This window comes from Peptoniphilus ovalis (assembly GCF_018919265.1).
Lineage (GTDB): Bacteria > Bacillota > Clostridia > Tissierellales > Peptoniphilaceae > Peptoniphilus_A > Peptoniphilus_A ovalis.
Genome location: NZ_JAHLQO010000001.1, coordinates 215187 through 237444 on the forward strand (window position 1 = coordinate 215187; position 22258 = coordinate 237444).

Genomic DNA, 22258 nt, shown 5'->3' on the forward strand with positions numbered 1-22258 from the left:
AAATAAAAAAAGCGAGATTTACTCGCCTTTAATAATTATTAAATTAACCTCTATTTTTATAATCTCTTCTTATCTCATTAAGACTGGATTTTTCAATTTTTCCACTTCTTCTATAATCGCTAATAGTATCTGCCATTACTTTGTAATTTAGCTCCGTTCCTTTTTTATCTGCGTGATAATTGACTGCGTTGTCTTCATCTATTCCAAGGATTCTTGCTGTTTCTATTGAATCTATATTTGCTCCTAAGAAAATAAATTCCCAGTTGTAATTTTTTCTTTGGTTTTCAATCATTGTTTTTATTTGTGATAGTGAATATTCTCTGCTTGAATTTTCCATGCCGTCAGTAATTATTACAAATAAAATTTTCTCAGCTTGATATTCTTCTTTAGTGTGTCTTTCTACGCTAACCATATTTTCAATTGACTCGCCTATTGCATCAAGAAGTGCAGTGTTTCCGTAAACTTCGTAATCTTTTTCTGTAAGTTTTCTCACTTCATTCATGTCAACTCTATTGTGAATGACTTCAGTCTTATGATTAAATAGAACTGTCGTAATCTTGCACTCTCCTTGGATATTTTTTTGCTTTTCAAGCATTGAATTGTATCCGCCGATAGTGTCTTTTTCCAATCCATACATTGATCCGCTTCTGTCTAGTATAAAAATTAATTCTGTTAAACCTTTTTTCATTTTAAAGCCCCCTTTGATTAATTAAAGGATAGCATCTTTAGAAATAAAAAAGGTCGCTTCTAAAGCGACAAATAATGTGAAATTTATTTTAATCTTACAAAGAATTTACATTGAGTTTACATGAGAACTACAATTTATATTTACAATAATTGTGGTATGTGTTTATATAAATACACTTATTCATAAGATGAAAGGTTTCAAAAACGGGAGGTTTTAGAAAAATGAAACAAAGTAAAAGATTTTTATCGCTTATATTAGCTTTTGTGCTAATTTTAGGAGCGGGACCTGTGCAGGCTGCCGAGGCTTTGAGTAATAATATAGCCATTTCAGACAGGGCTGCATCAGAAAGACTAGAAAGCGGAAAGTACGTCCTAGTAGATTCTAATAATCAAGTACCAGGAGTGTTAGGGAAAAATTGGGTTACAAGAAGTGATGTAGCTGCTGACCCTACTTCTATGACTAATTTCATTATGACTTTAGAAATAAGTGGCGATAAAGTTAAGATTAAGGACTCAAGTGGAAAATACCTTGCTCCTAATGGAGGAAATAATAATGGTATTAAAGAAGGTGAGTACTCTTGGCTACTTGTAGATAATGGAGATGGAACTTATTCCTTTAAAGGTCAAGGAAAAGATACTGTTACATTTGCAAATAATACAATGTCAAATTCTTCTGGTTATAGAGCATATAAAAATACAACAGTTTCAGGAAATCAAAAAAATAATTACTTTACTGACTTTAAATTAATACAAGTCGAAAAATCAACAGAACCTACTGACCCTACACCAACTGATCCTACTGATACAGAAAATCCTGGCGATAATAATCCAACAGAACCAGAATCTAATGTATTAACTATTAAAGAAGCTAGAGATGCATCTGGCGAAGTTACAACAAAAGGTATTGTTACATTTTTAGATGGTAAAAATATTACTATCCAAGATGATACTGCTGGTATTGTATTTAGAGTAGAAACTTATGACCATGGTTATAATTTAGGTGATGAAATAAAAGTTACTGGAATTCGTGGTAATTTTAATGGAATTGAGCAAATTAATGGAAATACTTCTAATACAGAAAAAATTTCTACAAAAGAATTGCCAACACCAAAAGAAGTAACAATATCTGAAATTCTCACAAATGGAGAAAATTACGAATCTCAAAGAGTTATATTAAAAGATGTTCAAATTGGTTCAGAATCAAATAACAACACTCCTATAACTCAAAATGGAAATACAATAAATATCTACAGATTAAATCCTACTTTTGCACCAAATGCAAATTCAAAAATAAATTTAATTGCAGTTGTTGGCCAATTTAACGATTACCAACTAAGGGTTGCCCAAAAAAGTGATATTACTATATTAAGTGAAGGGGAAGGACCTCTTCCATTTGAAAATTATAAAAAAATATCTGAAATTCAAGGAACTAAACTTGTATCACCAATGGTTGGACAAAATGTAGAAATCAAAGGTGTAGTTATCTCAGGAAGCGATGATTACTTTAATAAAGGATATTATATCCATTCATTAAAAGAAGATATGGATGAAGACCCTAGAACATCTGAAGCACTTTTTGTACAAACTAATTGGAGTGGTGCTAACAGAGGAGATATAGTAACTGTAAGTGGAACTGTAGCAGAAAGAAAATTTATGTCTAGCTGGTCTGACCAATTAACAGTTACATCTCTAAGCAATGGATATGTAAATTTAATTAATGAAAAATATGACGAAGCTCAACTAGACGAACTTGTAACTCATATTAATGTAGTCGATATACCAACAAAAGTGTCTAGCGTAAATTTTGACAAGGCAAGTCATGGAAATGTAGAAATAAATAGAGATGACGCAATAGGTTTCTATGAATCACTAGAAAATATGCCAGTTAAAATCTCTGATGCAGAAATTGTTGCACAAGTAGAAGGTCATGGAGACATCACTGTTCTTCCAAATAGAGGTGAAGGTGCAAGTGTAATTAGAACAGAAAGTAAGGGAGTTAAATACACTTACGAAAATCCAAATACTCAAACAATTACAATTTCTGATAAGATTATTCCAATTACAAATAACAAGCAATATATAGACTCTGAGTTTAGACCATACCCAGGCAAAGTTTTTGATGGAGATATTGAAGGTGTATTTGTATACGCATTTTCATATGTAAAGTTATTAAATTATAAGCCACTTCCAGAACTTAAAGGTGAAGGTGTGGGACCAGAAGGACCTTCAGAACTTAAAACAGATTATGACTCAATTACAGCAACAATTTATAATGTACTAAACTTCTCTGCAAAAGATACAGACAGAGCACCTATGATTGCTAAACAAATTGTAAATAAACTAAATGCACCAGATTTAGTGGCTCTTGTTGAAATCCAAGACAATGACGGTCCTGGTAAAACAAATATCCAAGATGCAACAGAAACTCTAGAATTATTAGTAAGTGAAATTGCAAAAGCTGGCGGACCAAAATACGAATATTTAAATATTGATCCACAACCTGGAAATAAAGAAGGTGGTCAACCACATGCAAACATTAGACCAGCATTTTTATACAATCCAAAAAAACTAAAGCTTGCAGAATCTAAAACTGGAGGAGCTTCATCACCAGAAGAAGAAATCGAACTTATAAATGACAATGGAGCACTTAAATTAAAACAAAATCCTTCAAGATTTGGTTTATCTCTTCAAGGAAGTTCTTTCAAATCAACAAGACTTCCACTTGTAGGACAATTCGAAATTCTTAAAGGAGAAGGTGCTGGAGAAAAAATAACTTTCATCAACAATCACCTTTCTTCTAAGGGCGGAGACACTCCAATTATTGGACCTGTATATCCACAAGTAAGAGGTTCAGAAGTAAAAAGACATGCACAAGCAGAGGCACTTGCTGGACTTGTAAATGAAATGAGAAAAATAAATCCAGATGAACACATTGTTGTTATGGGAGATTTAAATGATTATGAATTTTCAGAAACTTTAGGAATCTTGACAAGTAAGGCAAAGCTTGCAAACTTAATTGAAAAACTTCCTGAAAATGCAAGATCATCTTATAGCTACCAAGGAAATTCTCAAGTTTTAGACCATATACTTGTATCTCCTAGCTTAAATAAGTTATCTCCAGAAGTTGATATGGTAAATATCAACGCAAACTACAGAGCTATTGATGGAAGTGCATCAGACCACGATCCAGTACTTGCTAAATTTTCATTTAAAGCAAAACAAGAAGATGACAATACTGATAAACCAGTAGTTAATCCAGATGAACCTACTGATAATCCAGATACTCCAGTAGTAGAACCTGAAAAACCTATTGATAAGAAAGAAGAACCTATCGTAAATCCAGTAAGACCAGTTGAAACTGATGAAGATCCATTTGCTTATCTAGTAAATAATGACTCAGACAAAGATAGAGAAACTGCAAAAGTATTTGTAAGCACTTCTCCAGTTAGAATCGATTCTAATAAAGATGAAACAAAATCAGAAAATAAATACCATGCAGAAGTTAAATCAACTGAAGTTAATTATATAGAAAAAACTGAAAACTTCAGACCAAATGACAAAGCAACAAGAAATGACATTATTGAATGGCTTGATGAAATTCTAAAATTCACAGGAACTAAACCAGAAGTAAACTTAGAATTTTCTGACTTAAATAAAGAGCAAATGAATGTATTAGAAAAATTCATCGCTGCAGGTGCTGTAGATGGATATCCAGACGGAACTTTTAGACCAGAAAACCCAATTACAAGAGCAGAATTTGTAAAAATCCTAGAAAAATTATTTAATTTGGGAATTGAAGATGGAAGCACTAACCTAAGTGATATTAGTGGACATTGGGCAGAAAAGAGCATAGTAAGTATGGTTCAAAAAGGATTAATCAAGGGCTATCCTGATGGAACTTTTAGACCAGATGAAAATATAACTAGAGCCGAAGTTATAACTTTAATAAACAGAGTTGCAGGCCTTGATACAAAAGTTTTATCAGACCATAACTTCGCTGACCTAGATGAAAACCACTGGGCTTATAAAGAAATTATGGCATCAGTAAAATAATTTCAAAAATATTAAAACCTAGACCTTTAAATAGGCCTAGGTTTTTTACATAATTATAAAATTGGTTGATTATAAGAAAATAATACATCATTTATTTCAAAAATATCGTAATTTTCATTTGTTAAAAAGTACTCAATTATTACATCAAATAATATTGAATGAGAAAGAGCATAACTTGCGATTTCCAGAAAGTTTTTTGTTTCATCTAAGCTAAGTCTTAGACTAATTGCAAGGGCGATTGCAGTATTTTTGCTAGGTTTATAATTTTTCTTGTTCTTAATTTTTGAAAAAAGCTTTCTGTCGATGTTGGCTCTTTTATAAACTTCCACATCTGTCATATTTTTCTCATCAATTAAATTTAAAAGTGTTTCAGAAAAAGATTTTTCAAGATTTGGATTAAATTCAAAAGTTTGACAGTCATAATCTAAACTTTCGCAATAAATCCTCTCTCTATTACTAAATTCTAAAATATTTTCATCTATATAATTCTCATCAATATAACTTTTTACATCTCCCATTAGTTTCTCGCTGATTTTAAAAGATTCATTGTCATATACCACAAGATAAACATCAATATCGTGGTCTCTTATAAAATCTTTAATTGCAGAACTTGCAACTTTAATAGCTTCATCTTTAGGAAATCCATAATGTCCACTAGATATCAAAGGAAATGCAATGCTCTTGCAATTATTCTCGCAGGCTCTTTTCATAGAATTTATGTAAGATTTATACAGTAGATTTTCATTATCTCCATTGTGAGTTTTAGTATAAATTGGTCCTTGAGTGTGAATTACATATTTTGAATTAAGATTAAATGCAGAAGTTATTACAGCTTCTGATGTTTCAATGGGAAATAACTTCTCGCAAGCTTTTTTTAACTTCTCAAAGCCTGCAGCTTTAAAAATAGCAGCACTAACACCGCCAATTTCACTTAAATCTCCACTTACAGTATTTACAATTGCATCAACACTTATTTTTGTAATATCATCTCTTACAATTTTAAATGGCATTTTATCCCTCTTATTTCTTATTACAAAATTTTTTCTCTGGAGTTAAAATCTTTATACATTTCATCTCCTCTTTGATTAATTACATTTAGCTTATCACAATATTTTATATTTTAAAATTAAAAAACGGCAAGTCAAAACCTGCCGCAAATATTAAAATGCCGTTATAATTTGTCTTACTCCTGCCAGAAGAAGATAAAATCCTGCCAGCCAAACTATAGTAAACATAGCTGATATAGGATTATTTAGCATGAAAAATCCTATTATAATTCCAATAATATTTAGAATTAAAAGAAGTACAAATACTCCTGTTGAAATATGTCTAATTGGCCAAACACCAACAAGCCCCACAATTGATGAAAAAATAAACCAAAAAGCAAAAATAAATGGAAGAGACACAATAGTTCCTTCAAGATTAAAAAATAAAAAAAGTCCCAATAAAATTTGGATAACTCCTGAAACAATTCTAAGAGATGAAGCATCTCCTCTGTACTTTTTGATTTTATTTCTTAAAATAATTTCTCCAACACCAGACAAAATAGCCATAATTGCAAAAAGCATTGCAATACTACCAAGAGTTGCCGCTGGATTTCTAAATACACTAATAGCTCCAATAATTAAAATAATCCCAAGAATGAGATTAAACCATGAAAAATTTTCAGTTTTGCTGTTCATATTACTCCTTTCTTACATAAAAAATTTTAATAACTTTCTATAAGTAATATACCCTAATATTGTAAAAATAATATATATTTAAATATATATTTATATGAAAGATGTTTTTGCGAAAAAAACTTTGAGTCTATAAAACCCAAAGCTTAACTTATTATTTAACAATATAATAATTTTTCACATATGAAATTATTGGATTAAGAGTATTAAAATCCACAAAATTAACTTTACTATAAAAGACTAAATTATAATTATGCCACCTATTAAATAAAAAATATTTTTTACAGTTTACTATTAATCTCTTTTTATAAAAAATAAACCTTGAGATTGAGCATAATCTTACATATCTTTTAAAAACTCTTCATCTTCTGAATAAAAAGTAGTGTCAAAACCAGGTTCAATTGCTATAAGACTGTTTTTGCAAGGAATATAAATATTCATGCTCGTTTTCCCTTTTATGATAACAAGATCTAAAGCTCTTGCGATTTCATCTAAACCCTTGTCTCTAAAATTTTCATATTCATACTTTTCGAAACTTTCAAGAGAATTCCCTTCATAAAAATCCCAGTTTCTAAGAAAAGATGACAAACTTTGCTTTCAAAGTAAAAACCCACTATAAAGAAACCAAATCAAGCTTCTCTATAGTGGGTTTTCAAACAGCTTCAAGAGAGCCTATTCTATATGCTCTCTTTTTATTTAATCTTCATTAATATAATCAGTCTTCTTCATGTCTTGGAAAATAACGTGAATATGTTCCCTTGGAGCATTTGCATTTTTGTGAACTGATTCGATTATATCTTTGGCGATTTGCTTTTTTGCTTCGTCAGATCTTCCTTCGACTAGCTCTACATGAATAAATGGCATAAAAAACCTCCTAATTTCATTAGTCTATTCTATAATAGTATAATAAAAATTACCTATAAACAATATTTTTTCTTGATTTAAGTACAACACATTCCCTATGCATCCTTCTAGGGAATTGGTCAAGTCCAAATATTTTTTCTACCTCATAACCTGCTTCTATAAATTCTTTTAATCCTCTGCAAGAATCGCTGGGTTACAAGATATATACAAAATATATACAAAAAATCCTCAGGTTTAAATTCCAAAATCTTTCACAACTTAGTATATCTAAATCTATTAGATTTTCAACAATTTTTAATAAATCTCTTCCTGGTTTAAAATTAATTCCGTTTTGGATTTTATCTAAGTTTAGAGTATAAGATATTCTCATTAAACTCAATCCTATTTAAAAATAATTCCATCTAGGATATATTTCTATATCAAATTTTTAACTTTTTCCTTCAAGTGTTTATCCATAATTCATTCAAGTGTTTGTTTATTCATTATTATATATTTAAATCTTTATGATATAATATTTGTATAAAAAGCCTTACATTAAAGTAGGGCTATTTTTTCAATCAAAAGAGTGGACTTTGTACGCTTTAATATTAGAGGTATGTTAATACTGTTAATATTATTCTAAATTTATCTGACTATTTTGCAGATAGTATGTTTTCTTCGAAATATTAAAGCAAGAAATTTAAAGGTTAAAATATTTAAGTCTTAAGAAACCAGACTCAAATATTTTTTATTGTTTTTGGTATAAAGTCCAACTTTTTTGGGGTCATCTTAAAATCCTTATTAGCTTTTTATTTTAAACTTATTCTTAAAAATTACATTAGATACTTAATATACTTAAATAGTAAAAGAAGTGTGATATGAACAAAAACAGCTTATTTTTATCTATAGTAGATAGAGGAAGAGCAGAGGATATATTAAAAGAACTAAGGGTATTTGGCATTGACCATGGATTAGTAATTCATGGTGAAGGGACAGTTTCTAATAAGATATTAAAATTTTTAGATTTAGATGATACAGAAAAAGATATAGTTGGCACAACTATTTTGTCTAAGGACACTGAAAGACTCCACCTATTTATGGAGGAACATTTTAATATGGAAAAAAAATAAGGGTATAGCCTTTTCTGTTCCCCTTAGTCACTTTGCAAGAGATAGTTATTTACAGAGCAATGAGGTATATAAAAGCGAGCAGTTTCAATACCATTGTCTCTTTGCCATAGTAAAAGAAGGAGAAGGAAGGACTTGCGTAGATCTTGCCAAATCAATTGGTGTCTATGGCGGAACTATAATACATGGTAGAGGCAGAGGGGTAAGGCAAAAAGCAGCATTTGACCTTGTTTTACAACCCAATGAAGATATAGTCATGATTATATCCTTTAAAGAAAATCTTTTAAAGGTTAAAGATTTGATAAAGGACTGCCAAAGTGCTAATTCTCAAAAGGAAACAGCCATTTTTATCCTTCCAGTTTCACATGTAACAGGTATTTATAAGGAAGAAGATAAATAATGAATTTATTCCAGTCAAAAATAAGAGAAGTTCTTCAATCTCTTGTACCAGTAGTTATCTTTGTAAGTATTATAGCCCTTATCTTTATACCTGTTAATCTCCAAGTTACACAACGTTTTTTACTTGGATCTATTTTTATATTTTTAGGACTTTCTATATTTTTATGGGGTGTGGACAAGTCCATGGAACCTATAGGTAAGCTCATGGCTGAGGAAATTGCAAAATCAAAAACAATGTTATTTGCCATTGCACTATCTTTTTTACTAGGATTCCTAATAACAGTAGCAGAGCCTGATTTACTTATTTTAGGAATCCAAATAGAAAGTGCATCTGGAGGAAAATTGGGGCAAGTCTAATAGTATATACAGTTTCTATTGGAGTGGGGCTAATGATATCTATAGGATCACTTAGACTTTTACTCTCAAAAAGATATAATATCTTGATGGCAATTATATATGGAATTGTAGCCCTGCTATCAATCTTTATATCCAGTCAATTTTTAGCCATAGCTTTTGATGCTTCTGGAGCGACAACTGGAGCGTTGACAACTCCATTTATATTGGCAATATCTTTAGGGTTGTCTAGGATGAAGGGTGGATCAAATGAAGCAGATTCATTCGGTCTAGTAGATGTCATGTCTACGGGACCTATACTGGCGGTATTACTACTTTCTATAATAACAAGGCAAGATACAATCCAGGAAACTAGCCAAGATATAGAAATGGCAAAGGGTGTAATTTCGCCAATGATTGAATCACTTGGCAATATCTTTATGGAATCTCTAATGGCACTATTGCCGATTGTGGCTCTATTTTTAATATTTAATATCTTTAAATTTAAACTAAAAGGACCGGCTCTCTTTAGAATTTTTAGAGGACTAATATACAGTCTTATTGGACTTACATTTTTCTTAGCTGGTGCCAATCAGGGCTTTATGGATATGGGAAGACTTTTAGGTATGGGACTTGCAGAAAATTACAGCCAATTTTTAATAATATTGGGATTTATCTTAGGTTTTATAATAGTATTGGCAGAACCAGCAGTCCATGTCCTTTCAGATCAAATAGAAGAGGTAACTGCAGGGGCTATCCCAGGAATGGTTATTTCTAGAACTTTATCAATTGGAGTAGGTTTAGCAGTTGCACTTTCCATGGTAAGGATTATGGTACCAGCTGTTCAATTATGGCATTTCATCCTACCAGGATTTTTGCTTTCTATAATATTATCCTTTTATGTGGATCCTATCTTTGTAGGAATAGCCTTTGACTCAGGTGGTGTAGCATCGGGACCTATGGCTGCTACATTTGTACTAGCATTTGCTCAAGGAGTGGCGGATAAGATAGAAACTGCAAGTGTAATAGCAGATGGCTTTGGAGTTATAGCTATGATAGCCATGACACAAGTCTTGAGTATAATGATACTAGGAGCAATGACCAAGGCTAATGAAAAGAAGAAAGAAGGATATGAGACAAAACCTGAAGAAAAGATTCTTATAAAAGAAAAAATAGAAAGAGAAGAAGTCTTAACAGATTTATTAATAATAGAAGTAAGAGACGGATTGGCTGATCAAATCATAGAATATGTACATGGCATTACAAAATCTGGCCCAATAAAGATACATGGTCGTGACACTAGAGCAGAAGCTTGGAGAAAATACTCATTTGATGTGACTAGCGATTTAGATATAATATGGATTCTACTTCCATCAGACCAAACAAGCCAAACTACAGAAAAAATATTAGATGAATTTGGACCTTTGAGTATTTATGCAGTACAAACAGAATTGATGGAAAAAATATAAATTTAAAAAGCTAATTTATACAAAAAAGCAGCCTAGAGAGGCTGTTTTTTTGAAAAATCTGATAATTTAATAATTAGACCTAAGTCATAATAGTTAATATGGCATAGACTATATTAATAGTTAAAGCGTAAAATATAGTAATAAAATTTATAAATTTTCCTATAAATTTCCCTAGATAAATTAAAAGTGAGATTGATGCTACAGCCTCACTTTTAATCTTTCACTATAAAAATAATGCAGTAATGATTTTTTGCATTCTTCAAATGATTCTTTCTTAGTAGCCTTTAAATCTAATTGGCACTGCATAAATAAATTCATCTCATTATTTATCTACCTATTTTCATGACATAAGTACTACACATGGTTTGAGTGGTCATTATGGATAAAACTCTTGATTTTTAAAAAGTATAGTATTTGAGAATAGGTCAATCACTATCAATTCATCAAATTAGTTCCTATATATCTAAGCTAATTCTATCTAATAAAAAGTCAAATAAATTAATTGTCAGAATACCATATTCATCCAAGAATGGTTTAATTCTATCTTTTACTATAATAATTTTTTTAAATGAATCATCAATATTTAGAAAAGATGATTTTTCTTGATTTATTTTTTTATAGATGGAATGTTATAAGCTGATTGTATATAATATTTTTTACTTCCAAGATTGGCTATGAAATCAACTTCCAGCTGTTGTTTTACATTTTTATTATTATCATTTTCTCTTTTTATAACCATTCCTACATCTAGCATATACCTCTGTATCTTAGCTAGTTAAAGATAATATTTTCATTAGATGTGTTGGATCTATCTATCTAAAATTTAATCGTGCATTTCTAATCCAAATATCTTCATAATATATCTTGTAAGGTGTTCCTATATATTTTCTCCCTTTTACATCGTACCTATACTCTCTTTTTATAATAAAAGAATCTTCAAAATAGCCTATAAATTTATCAATAGTATTTGCCCGCAATCTATTCAAATACTTGGTTATTTTTATTAAATTATTTGAAATTTATACATGAGAACCCGACTTTCATATCTTTAGGAAATGTGTCGGGTAGTGTTTATTTCAAAGAGTTAATTATTAATATTTTTACAATTCAGTTTTTCTAAAATTTTTATTTGTATGAAGTAATCTCTTATAATATTCATTATAAGACCTACTAAATTTTTTGATAAGTGAAATTTTAACTTCATAATATTGATTGCTTAGCTTATAATTTTAAAATTAACTTGTATTATCTTAAGTATACTATTTAAATAAATACTTATTACTTTTTTATAATTTTTATATTCAGCAATAACTTTTTTCATTATCTTTGAACTATTCTTAATCATTATTCACCGCATCAATTTTTGACGTTTTTAATTTTTCTTCATCCTCCATCGAAAAAATTTTGCTATATTTTCAACATATTCATTTCATCATTTGATAACACGAATGCTGATAGATTATCTAAATATATAATATATTTTACAAAAGCTTCTTCCTCTTCTAATTTTCCTTTATAAATGATTTCTACAATGAAAAAAATAGCTGACCAAAATATCCTGTAAATCTATCAGTTAAACTCTGATAAAAAATTTTATTAGTCTCTAATAAAGTTAGTAAAGTTAGCTTTTTATTTAATGATTTTCTTTTTTAATATTAATTTCAAGAATTTCTTTCTTCTTTTATTCAATATCAAGTGCATATTCTCTTTTTCTTAAAAAAGTAGATAGCGATGAATCCTTTTTCTTTAACACTTTTTTATTCCATCTATACTTAATACAATTTTAGAAAATATATAAATTTTTCTAAAATTGTAAGGTCTCATCATTATAATCTCTATAATCATTTTCAAGTCTTAAGGATTGAATAGTGCCTTTTCTTCATAATATTTAATAGCTTTTCTTGTAAGACCTGTTTTATTTTGAACTTTCACTTCTAAGCATAATATACCTCCTGTATTTAAAGGATACTATCGTCTCTTTGGGACAAGTCAAATAATTATATAGCATAGTCTAAATTTCTAGCTAAAACAACATCATTTTCATCTTGATATATTGGTATAGCATTAATATCAAGTAACTCATTTATTAAATGTACTCTATCTGATTTATTTAGGTTTAAAATTAATGCTTTAGACATAAAAAGTAATGTTCCTGTCCCAATTATCTGTAATTTTTCTATTGTTTTAGCTAAAAAATATTTGATGATTTGTATTTTCTCAGATAAATCTTTTGTGTCTATTGTTAATCTAAATTCATCTATTATAGCAACAGATCCTATTCCTCCACTATCATCACTATAAGCAATATATGCATTTGCTACATACTCTAAATCTGAAGAAACACAGTCAGCTAATAGCAATATATCTTCTAAATTATAATTATTGAAAATAAAAAAATTTATTGTAGCTATATTATATTTAATTTCCCCATTCTCTAAGTCAGTAAAATCAGAGAAATTTATACATCCATCCATCATATCATCGTCATAGCTAGAAGTTAAAAAAATATCATAACTAGCTAGCTCATATTTTTTAGAAAATTGATTTAATTGAAATTTCATCTAAGCCCCCATATTCTGGTAGAATCATAAGTTTAATATATTTAGCTATTACATTTTGATCAAGAATTTCTCCCTCAAATGCGATATGACTTAAATCATCCATCAAATAAGCATATTGTTCAGACTCTATCTTCTTTTTTATTTCAAACTTATTCAATAGTTTTATTTTTTCTACATCAATGAAATTCCTTTTACTTTTAAAAGAAACAAGAAAAGAGCTAACAAGTCCAGTTATAAATAAATGTGGGTAATAAATTTTCCCCTTTTTTTCGACTTTGTATTCAAAAATTATTTTATTATACCTATTATCATCACTATCGAAAGCTAGGCACTCTGAAAATTGATTAAGAATATATGCGGTATTTCTAATATAATTCCATATATATTCCGATAAAGATAAACAATCATTAGCTGAAGGAGGTAAATGGTTTTCATGCTCAATTAAATTTCTAATTTTAAGATATTTACTTATTGTTACTGTTTTTATAATTTCAAAATACTCTAAATCGCCTAAAAAATCTTTGCTTTTCTTTTTAGAATCATATTTAATTTTATCAATAGCTAAATTCTTTCTTAATTCTATGGAAGTTACGTTAAATGCCCTCTTTAAAGATAGAAATCCTTGATTTAATTTTTCCTCATTGTTGTTACAGTTTAATATGGTATTATTTGCTTCTTCCCATATTCTATAAGCGCTATCTAATCCATAAATCTTATTAATGTTTATACTTTTAAGCATCGAAGCATTTTCGAAAATTTTTGTATCTATCCATATATTTTCTATAAAATTATTTCCCATATTCACTTCCTTAATAAAAATATAATTTATCATAAATTAATTATCAACAAATCCATTACAGTCTTAAATTGATTCATAGTTGATAATATCTAGTAAATACTGCTTTCAAGAAATTCTTGCACTTAATCTAGATTTTTTAATAAGGCAGAATTCAGTCCTTATTAATAAGTGTTATAGCTTCCACATGTGATAGTTAGGTTATATCTTACTTTTTATTTATCATGTAAGATAGCTGATTTACTTTGTCTATCATCTTTATAGTCTACACTGACTTTAATTTTTAATTCGGCTATTTTATACTTAACTGATAAGTTGACACTCGAATATTTTGATAGGGTCATTTTCACATAATATGGATATTCTATAAGCCTTAAGTAATTCTTTGATGCTAGGAGTATTTCTGCTTCGTCTCTTCTAGTAACAGTATTCACATAAATCCCTTTTCTTGGTTTGGGATTGAATCTGCAATTTATTATTTTTTATTAGCTCATTAATGAAAACATCATTTACTACCCTGTAAACAACTATATCATCCTTTATTTTAGGAGCGGAGCACAACGTCATTATCAATATGTCAACCATCTTATCATACAAGTGTTTGTCTTAATGATGTTCAAACCTTAAAAGTTCGTTGATTTCTCTATAGGTATCGCCACAGTAACACTCAATTGTTAATGTTTCTATAGAGCGATTATTATTTATTTTTTTGCCAATGACATTACTTCTTTATATCCTCTGGCCCAATTAGAATAATAATCTCCCCATTTTCTACACTCTTCCACAATTAAAAGCTCTTTGTATCTAGATTTATCATCTATTTTTGAATATAGGTCTCCGTATATATGTTTATTCTTCATATTTATTATACATCTCTTCATTTTTACTAATGAATTTAGAGCTATATTTTCTACTCTTTCTATTATTTTCCTCATCAAGATTATTCCTGCTTGATTTTTCTTTTTGGACTTTATTAAATGCTTCCTCTGTAATAATTGCTTCGTGATTATCTTTTAGAAGATAATAATTTTCTTTATTTACTGAATCTAATAGTTTTACAGAACCTGTATACTTTTCATTTTCTAGCATGGTTTTAACACTTCTTTTTGGCCATTTATTTTTCCTTGTTGGGGATTTAATATTTTATTTTTCGAGTTCTTTGACAATGGCTATGACACTTTTTCCATCTAAGTACCATTCAAATATTTTCCTGACTACTTTTTGCTTGTTGGAAGTTTATAATAATTCTCCATTTTCATCATGATCATAGCCATAGAACTTTCGATTATAAAGTTTTGATGTGCCTTGTGCTGCTCTTTGCTATAGACCCCATTTTATATTTTCACTTCGTTGTTCATTTTCTGACTGGGCTATTGATTATACTATGGATATAATTAAGTCGGCATCATCTTCTTGACTATCTAAATTTTCTTGTTCAAAAATAACTCTTGCACTTGCTTGCCTTATTATTTTTAACGCTTCTAAAGCGTCTAACGTATCTCTACCAAATCAGCTAACGCTTTTGGTCACAATGATGTTTAAATCTTCTTTCTTTATATCTTCAAGCATTCTTGAGAATGCTTTTCTACTAGATTTAGTTTTTCCTGATGCAATATCGATATAAATATCTACAAGCTTCCAATTAGAATAATAAGATGTAAGTCTCGTTAATGCTTATATTTATGCAACAAGACTATTCAATTGATCTCTATCAGATGTGCTGACTCGTGCATAGGTTCCAACTCGTTGGATTTGAAGTTGTTTTTTTAGGAAGTATCGCATTTACTTTTTTACTCATATTGAACTCCCTAATTCATCCTATTTATTATATCATTTTATGTATATGATGAGCAGCCTCATGTTGTCCATCTTGTTCACTTTTCCTAAAATATCCATAGTGTCTACACACCCTGTAATAATCTTTAATTGACCTGTTTGCTCATATTGATTTTATAGCAAAAAATGGCTTTTAAGATTTCATTTAAAATCCTAAAAGCCACCCATTTCAACACTTTTATAGCCTGTTATCTCATTTTCTTGACATCAATACTACACACTCAACATGCATCGTCCTAGGAAATTGGTCAAGTCCGCATATTTTATCCACTTCATAACCTGCTTCTATAAATTCCTTTAAATCCTCCGCAAGACTTGCTGGGTTACAAGATATATACAAAAACTCTTCAGGTTTAAATTCCAAAATCTTTCCAATTGCCTTTGGATGGATACCCTCTCTTGGCGGGTCGAGGACAACTACATCTGCTTCAAAATCCAAATCTTCAACTTCTTTTAGCACATCTCCTGCGATAAATTTCACATTATCTATCCCATTTTCTTTGGCATTTTCAATTGCATCATTAACTGCATCTTCTACAATCTCAATTCCAAGTGCTGATTTTGCATTTTGTCCTAAGATTTGAGTTATCGTTCCCGTTCCAGAATACAAATCTAGAATATTTTTCCCCTCAATTTCGCCAAGATAATCTATTGCAATAGAATAAAGTGTTTCTGCTGAATAGGAGTTTGTTTGGAAAAAAGAAAATGGTCCAATTTTAAATTTCAATCCGTGAAGTTCCTCTACACAATAATCTCTACCGTATAAAATTTCCATGCCTTCATTTATAATCGCATCGGAAAGTGAATCGTTGAGAGTGTGCACTATCCCTACGATTTTTGCCTCTAAATCTAGTTCAAGAAGGCCTTTTACAAATCCTTCAAGCTCAAGATTATCTTCACTTACAGTAACAAGATTTATAAGAATTTCTCCATAATTTGTCCTTCTAATCATTAAATGACGAAGCACTCCAGTATGCCTCATCCTGTTGTAAAATTCACAGTCTTTGAAGTATTCTCTAGCAAAATATCTTATTTTATTCATGTCTTCGTGGACAATTCTGCAATGAGTTGTGTTTTCAATCTCGTAAAATCTATTTTTCTTGTGAAGACCTAGAGCAATTTCGGATCCCTTGTACTCATCTCCAAAAGTGTATTCCATCTTATTTCTGTAAGCTGTATAGTGAGAATTTCCAATTAAGTGAAAATCAAAGTCGTATCCATGGTCTTTAAACAACTTTTGAAGTAGTTTTTCTTTGTACTTTACCTCGTCTTCATAAGCCATGGAATCATAGGTGCAGCCGCCACATTCCCTATGAATGCATCCATCTATATTTTCAAGATTAGATTTATTTATAATATTTAAGAGCTTGGCCTTCTCTCTTCTAGTCTTTTTAATTTCAACCTCTTGACCGAGAATTCCGCCTTTTATCTTAAAATTTCCAGATTCAGTTTTAACAATATTTTTGTTTGGAAAATTTGCCTCAACAATTTCTCCCCTAAGTAATTTATTTTTCAATCTATCGCTCCTAACTTCCTTTATTTTAACATATGGAAGGTGTTTTATAGTCGATAATATATTTGTTTTTACTTTAATTTAACAAATTTTCATAAAAATAAATATAAAATATCTCATAATAATTTTGCAAGCTTATATATTATAATTAAATCTAAAAAATTCCATCACATACAAAAAAGCACAATAACATAAAATTGTTTGTGCTTTTAGCCTAAAATTATTTTATATGCAATTTATAGTTTTTGAAAATATCTTTAATATCAAATATTGAGTGTAAAAAATATTTAATTTTTCTTTTCTACACTCATTAAAAGAATTCTATTTAATAATAATTTTAAAATTTATTTTATCAAAATTAAAATTTTTCACCTTACCTCACAAGAAATGAAGTATTTAAGTATTTATGTAAAGAGAAAATACTATAAGTGGACCATTTTTCGATTAAAAATATGGACCATTTTTCAGTTGAAATTTTCAATAGATTTAAACACATCACATGTTGTTGGTCAAGAACATCAGTAGTAATTCCAGAAAGTGTCACTAGTATATTTAAATACATCTTATATTATTGGTCAAGTAGATATATTTTTAATAATGGCACTAAGGCAGAACTATTTAAATACATCTTATGTTATTGGTCAAGTTTAATAAAACAGAAGAATCAAAAAAAGCATCACTAATTTAAATACATCTTATGTTATTGGTCAAGGCTTTATTTTAGTGGAAATCTTAATAAGAAAAACTTATTTAAATACATCTTATGTTATTGGTCAAGAATGTAGCTTTCCTGTTTCTTTTGTCAAGTTTAACTATTTAAATACATCTTATGTTATTGGTCAAGAAAGTCTTCTTCATAATCTTTAATAGCATTTTTAAAATCTTGTTTTAATGCTTCTATGTTTTCCCCATAAATCCCAATTATAGGTTCAACTCCTAAGATTCTGCCGTGATATTCTTCATCTTCTTCAATCCATTCATACCAAGCTAAATAATCATTATATTTAATATACTTTTTCATCAAATCCTCCTTTCAATATAGCATCTCTAATGTCTTCTGCCCTACCTCTTCCCAGATTTAAATACATCTTATGTTATTGGTCAAGAGAATTAACTGATTGGCCTAGAATATTCACAGATGGATTTAAATACATCTTATGTTATTGGTCAAGAAACACTATAAAAGAAGAAACTGGTGTGGAGATAGATTTAAATACATCTTATGTTATTGGTCAAGTTTGTGGTTCATAATTCTCAAGAAAGCACACGTTACGATTTAAATACATCTTATGTTATTGGTCAAGTCTTAAGTTTAATGATGATTGTCTTATGTTTACTGAATTTAAATACATCTTATGTTATTGGTCAAGTTATCAATTCTCTCTAACAGTACTGACAACCTTTTGATTTAAATACATCTTATGTTATTGGTCAAGATGGCAAAATTGAAGGTACTGCGACTTTATTTAAGAATTTAAATACATCTTATGTTATTGGTCAAGTATATGCTTCCCATAAGGATTAGTAAAAATATAATATTTAAATACATCTTATGTTATTGGTCAAGGAACAGGAGCACAAAAGCTATTTAAAAAAATATGGCTATTTAAATACATCTTATGTTATTGGTCAAGTTTGAAGTATATTCCTAGATTTTATGATGGGCAATCATTTAAATACATCTTATGTTATTGGTCAAGTGTGAAATGAAATTTCCTACACTTGGGTGAGGATGATTTAAATACATCTTATGTTATTGGTCAAGTAATAAAATTTTTTTTTACGAGAGAAGGTGAGAAGAATTTAAATACATCTTATGTTATTGGTCAAGGGAGTAACGGCTGATGAAATAAGTGGTCAAGTCCTATTTAAATACATCTTATGTTATTGGTCAAGATAAAGAAAAACAAGAAAAATATAAACATTTTACCGTATTTAAATACATCTTATGTTATTGGTCAAGGTGGAGTACTAGCTTCATATAAATAAAAATATGTCATTTAAATACATCTTATGTTATTGGTCAAGTGTGAAATGAAATTTCCTACACTTGGGTGAGGATGATTTAAATACATCTTATGTTATTGGTCAAGTGTGAAATGAAATTTTTTTTACGAGAGAAGGTGAGAAGAATTTAAATACATCTTATGTTATTGGTCAAGAGAATTTGGTACAGATTTAAAAGATTTTGAAATGATATTTAAATACATCTTATGTTATTGGTCAAGGTTGTCCTTATCTGTCATTTTATTTTTGCAATACCAAATTTAAATACATCTTATGTTATTGGTCAAGAGCAGGGGCAGGAGTAAAACAAATGGAAGATAGCATATTTAAATACATCTTATGTTATTGGTCAAGGCAGTTAAGAGATAACAAACCTGATGCTATCTCCAATTTAAATACATCTTATGTTATTGGTCAAGCCGCAAATGGCACTTGTCGGAGAAGGCGGAGACCAATTTAAATACATCTTATGTTATTGGTCAAGCCCACATTTAGGACATCTTATATTCCATTCCTCTATTTAAATACATCTTATGTTATTGGTCAAGCAACTGCTGCAATGGAAATCTTTAACCCAAATTTATTTAAATACATCTTATGTTATTGGTCAAGAAGTGTTCATCTGTTTCTCTTTCAGCTCCACCAAAATTTAAATACATCTTATGTTATTGGTCAAGTTGGACCGACCAAATATAAAACATTATCTTCTCCAGCATTTAAATACATCTTATGTTATTGGTCAAGTTTTTATTGGATTTTTCTTACACAGACAATGACAAATTTAAATACATCTTATGTTATTGGTCAAGACTCCTTAAATAAATCTAAAATGCTTAGAACCATAAAATTTAAATACATCTTATGTTATTGGTCAAGTGCACAACCTTCTGCAATTGTAACAAACGTCTTATGATTTAAATACATCTTATGTTATTGGTCAAGAAATTGTGATTTCATACTTGAAAAAATAAAATCAGAATTTAAATACATCTTATGTTATTGGTCAAGATATAGGAAAAATTCTTGATACCAACCATTATATTTATTTAAATACATCTTATGTTATTGGTCAAGTGGAAAATTATGAAGGTATAAATAGAGACTACAATAGATTTAAATACATCTTATGTTATTGGTCAAGCAGTAAGGAGGAAATTATGAGCGTAGAATTTAATAAATTTAAATACATCTTATGTTATTGGTCAAGATTGACAAAAAGTATGAAATTGGAGACGACCTAAGGATATTTAAATACATCTTATGTTATTGGTCAAGCGTAGTTATGGATGAGAAAACAAACATAATCTTAGAATTTAAATACATCTTATGTTATTGGTCAAGACAACTCTTCAAGTTGCCCTTGTTGATAAGACAGCATTTAAATACATCTTATGTTATTGGTCAAGATTCTTACAATGCTATTTAGTGCTGGCTCTTTGATTATTTAAATACATCTTATGTTATTGGTCAAGTCTAAATTAAACAATTTAACATTTTCTTCGTTGTGATTTAAATACATCTTATGTTATTGGTCAAGGGAACTCTCTTGTTTACATAAGTTGTGAAGTTCTTTATTTAAATACATCTTATGTTATTGGTCAAGAAGCCACAAGGTAAGCCTACTCTAGTAGAAGAAAGATTTAAATACATCTTATGTTATTGGTCAAGTTTGAGAAATCAGATAAGTTTAAAAACTTCTATGAATTTAAATACATCTTATGTTATTGGTCAAGTAAGTGGTATCTGTGTATTTAGGATTGTTAGGTATATTTAAATACATCTTATGTTATTGGTCAAGACCCCTTCCCAGTTAATACCACGACTTAAGCATTCATTTAAATACATCTTATGTTATTGGTCAAGTTTATGATTTATTTGGTGGTGGAGGAGCTATAACGCTATTTAAATACATCTTATGTTATTGGTCAAGTATATCAGACCAGTTTAAAGAAATGTTTGAAAGTGTATTTAAATACATCTTATGTTATTGGTCAAGAATGTATTTATACAAATATCGCAAGACAGAGATAAATTTAAATACATCTTATGTTATTGGTCAAGTTTGTTCATAATTTAACTCCTTACCAGCTAGCTACTATTTAAATACATCTTATGTTATTGGTCAAGTTTCTTTTCTTCCTTGTTTTTCTTTTTGTTTTTCTCATTTAAATACATCTTATGTTATTGGTCAAGTATTCATAAAGTTCGTTACAAAAAACGAAAAGGTAAATTTAAATACATCTTATGTTATTGGTCAAGTATTAACAAAAATATGACTTATATAGAAGAAACAGAATTTAAATACATCTTATGTTATTGGTCAAGACAACAACAACTATATAGAGACGAGAAAAATTTAAAATTTAAATACATCTTATGTTATTGGTCAAGTGGATTTGGTCTAAATGGAATCCAAAAGGTTAAAGAATTTAAATACATCTTATGTTATTGGTCAAGAAGAAACCAACACAAATAAAAAGGAGATTGAGAAAAATTTAAATACATCTTATGTTATTGGTCAAGTTGCTTTAAAACAACTTGGTGCATTCCAGACTTTAAATTTAAATACATCTTATGTTATTGGTCAAGCCTTTATAATTTCTTTTATAAAAATTACGGCATCATATTTAAATACATCTTATGTTATTGGTCAAGAAGGCATAAAACCAGACGGAGAGGTGCCAAGCTGATTTAAATACATCTTATGTTATTGGTCAAGCTTTATTTAATAGGAATTTACTCAAAGGCACGAAGATTTAAATACATCTTATGTTATTGGTCAAGGAAACTTTATCAGGTGCGGGCATTGCTGGAGAAACATTTAAATACATCTTATGTTATTGGTCAAGAGACAAAACACTTTAGAACTTAAAAGAGCCTTTAAATTTAAATACATCTTATGTTATTGGTCAAGTCCCCTGCACAAGCACGTGCAAGGGACAAATGGAAATTTAA

16 protein-coding genes, 2 pseudogenes and 2 CRISPR repeat arrays (1 of these 20 running past the window's edge) are annotated in these 22258 nt (G+C 29.2%); of the genes and pseudogenes, 5 read left to right on the top strand and 13 right to left on the bottom strand.

Translation table 11 applies throughout. The features are described from left to right. Positions 1–43: 43 nt before the first annotated feature. Positions 44–688 (bottom strand): vWA domain-containing protein, encoded by a 645-nt coding sequence (locus tag KQI68_RS00990; RefSeq protein WP_216548139.1) that lies wholly within the window; start codon positions 686–688, stop codon positions 44–46. Between the two features lie 221 nt (positions 689–909). Between KQI68_RS00990 and KQI68_RS00995 the strand changes: the two genes are divergently transcribed. Next, positions 910–4740: an S-layer homology domain-containing protein gene (locus KQI68_RS00995; protein ID WP_216548141.1), complete on the top strand. Its 3831-nt coding sequence runs from the start codon at positions 910–912 to the stop codon at positions 4738–4740. A 53-nt stretch (positions 4741–4793) separates the two neighbouring features. Here KQI68_RS00995 and KQI68_RS01000 read toward each other — a convergent pair whose 3' ends face one another. From KQI68_RS01000 to KQI68_RS01015, 4 genes are all read right to left on the bottom strand, one after another. Then, complete coding sequence (locus KQI68_RS01000) at positions 4794–5750, bottom strand: macro domain-containing protein (RefSeq protein ID WP_216548143.1); 957 nt, start codon at positions 5748–5750, stop codon at positions 4794–4796. Between the two features lie 150 nt (positions 5751–5900). Next, complete coding sequence (locus tag KQI68_RS01005) at positions 5901–6422, bottom strand: DUF308 domain-containing protein (RefSeq protein ID WP_216548145.1); 522 nt, start codon at positions 6420–6422, stop codon at positions 5901–5903. Between the two features lie 336 nt (positions 6423–6758). Beyond that, positions 6759–7007, bottom strand: a complete 249-nt coding sequence (locus KQI68_RS01010; RefSeq protein ID WP_216548147.1) for a hypothetical protein — start codon at positions 7005–7007, stop codon at positions 6759–6761. A 108-nt stretch (positions 7008–7115) separates the two neighbouring features. Further along, positions 7116–7283, bottom strand: coding sequence for a 2-hydroxymuconate tautomerase (locus KQI68_RS01015; RefSeq protein WP_216548149.1), 168 nt, complete (start codon positions 7281–7283; stop codon positions 7116–7118). Positions 7284–8140: 857 nt separating this feature from the next. Here KQI68_RS01015 and KQI68_RS01020 point away from each other — a divergent pair. From KQI68_RS01020 to KQI68_RS10295, 4 genes and pseudogenes are all read left to right on the top strand, one after another. Then, a complete protein-coding gene (locus KQI68_RS01020; protein ID WP_216548151.1) occupies positions 8141–8392 on the top strand; it encodes a hypothetical protein in 252 nt (83 codons plus the stop codon). Beyond that, positions 8313–8789 (top strand): P-II family nitrogen regulator, encoded by a 477-nt coding sequence (locus KQI68_RS10520; protein ID WP_425516591.1) that lies wholly within the window; start codon positions 8313–8315, stop codon positions 8787–8789. The genes KQI68_RS01020 and KQI68_RS10520 overlap by 80 nt, the downstream gene beginning before the upstream one ends. Next, a pseudogene (locus KQI68_RS10290) lies at positions 8789–9408 on the top strand (DUF1538 domain-containing protein); the annotation flags it as partial. The gene KQI68_RS10520 and the pseudogene KQI68_RS10290, both read left to right, overlap by 1 nt. Positions 9409–9573: 165 nt before the next feature. Continuing rightward, positions 9574–10590, top strand: a complete 1017-nt coding sequence (locus tag KQI68_RS10295) for a DUF1538 domain-containing protein (RefSeq protein ID WP_246541214.1) — start codon at positions 9574–9576, stop codon at positions 10588–10590. Between the two features lie 607 nt (positions 10591–11197). On the opposite strand, the gene KQI68_RS10300 is transcribed toward KQI68_RS10295, so the two are convergent. The 8 genes and pseudogenes from KQI68_RS10300 to rlmD all read right to left on the bottom strand — a co-directional run bounded on the left by KQI68_RS10300 (position 11198) and on the right by rlmD (position 17299). Beyond that, a complete protein-coding gene (locus KQI68_RS10300) occupies positions 11198–11344 on the bottom strand; it encodes a hypothetical protein (protein ID WP_246541200.1) in 147 nt (48 codons plus the stop codon). A gap of 1243 nt (positions 11345–12587) precedes the next feature. Then, positions 12588–13151: a hypothetical protein gene (locus tag KQI68_RS01040; protein WP_216548154.1), complete on the bottom strand. Its 564-nt coding sequence runs from the start codon at positions 13149–13151 to the stop codon at positions 12588–12590. Beyond that, positions 13123–13950, bottom strand: a complete 828-nt coding sequence (locus KQI68_RS01045; protein WP_216548156.1) for a hypothetical protein — start codon at positions 13948–13950, stop codon at positions 13123–13125. The genes KQI68_RS01040 and KQI68_RS01045 overlap by 29 nt, the downstream gene beginning before the upstream one ends. Positions 13951–14162: 212 nt before the next feature. After that, on the bottom strand, positions 14163–14381 hold the full coding sequence (locus KQI68_RS01050; RefSeq protein ID WP_216548159.1) for a hypothetical protein: 219 nt from the start codon (positions 14379–14381) through the stop codon (positions 14163–14165). 267 nt (positions 14382–14648) lie between these two features. After that, entirely contained in the window at positions 14649–14807 is a 159-nt protein-coding gene (locus KQI68_RS01055; RefSeq protein ID WP_216548161.1) for a hypothetical protein, read from the bottom strand. Further along, positions 14797–15153: pseudogene (locus tag KQI68_RS01060) on the bottom strand (recombinase family protein). The gene KQI68_RS01055 and the pseudogene KQI68_RS01060 overlap by 11 nt, the downstream one beginning before the upstream one ends. Before the next feature lie 303 nt (positions 15154–15456). After that, a complete protein-coding gene (locus KQI68_RS10525) occupies positions 15457–15573 on the bottom strand; it encodes a recombinase family protein (protein ID WP_216548513.1) in 117 nt (38 codons plus the stop codon). Between the two features lie 403 nt (positions 15574–15976). Then, on the bottom strand, positions 15977–17299 hold the full coding sequence (rlmD, locus tag KQI68_RS01075; protein ID WP_216548163.1) for a 23S rRNA (uracil(1939)-C(5))-methyltransferase RlmD: 1323 nt from the start codon (positions 17297–17299) through the stop codon (positions 15977–15979). Positions 17300–17780: 481 nt separating this feature from the next. Then, positions 17781–18141: direct repeats of the CRISPR family, unit length 30 nt; unit sequence ATTTAAATACATCTTATGTTATTGGTCAAG. Positions 18142–18372: 231 nt separating this feature from the next. After that, a CRISPR array of direct repeats spans positions 18373–22258; the repeat unit is 30 nt; unit sequence ATTTAAATACATCTTATGTTATTGGTCAAG (it continues 355 nt past the right edge of the window).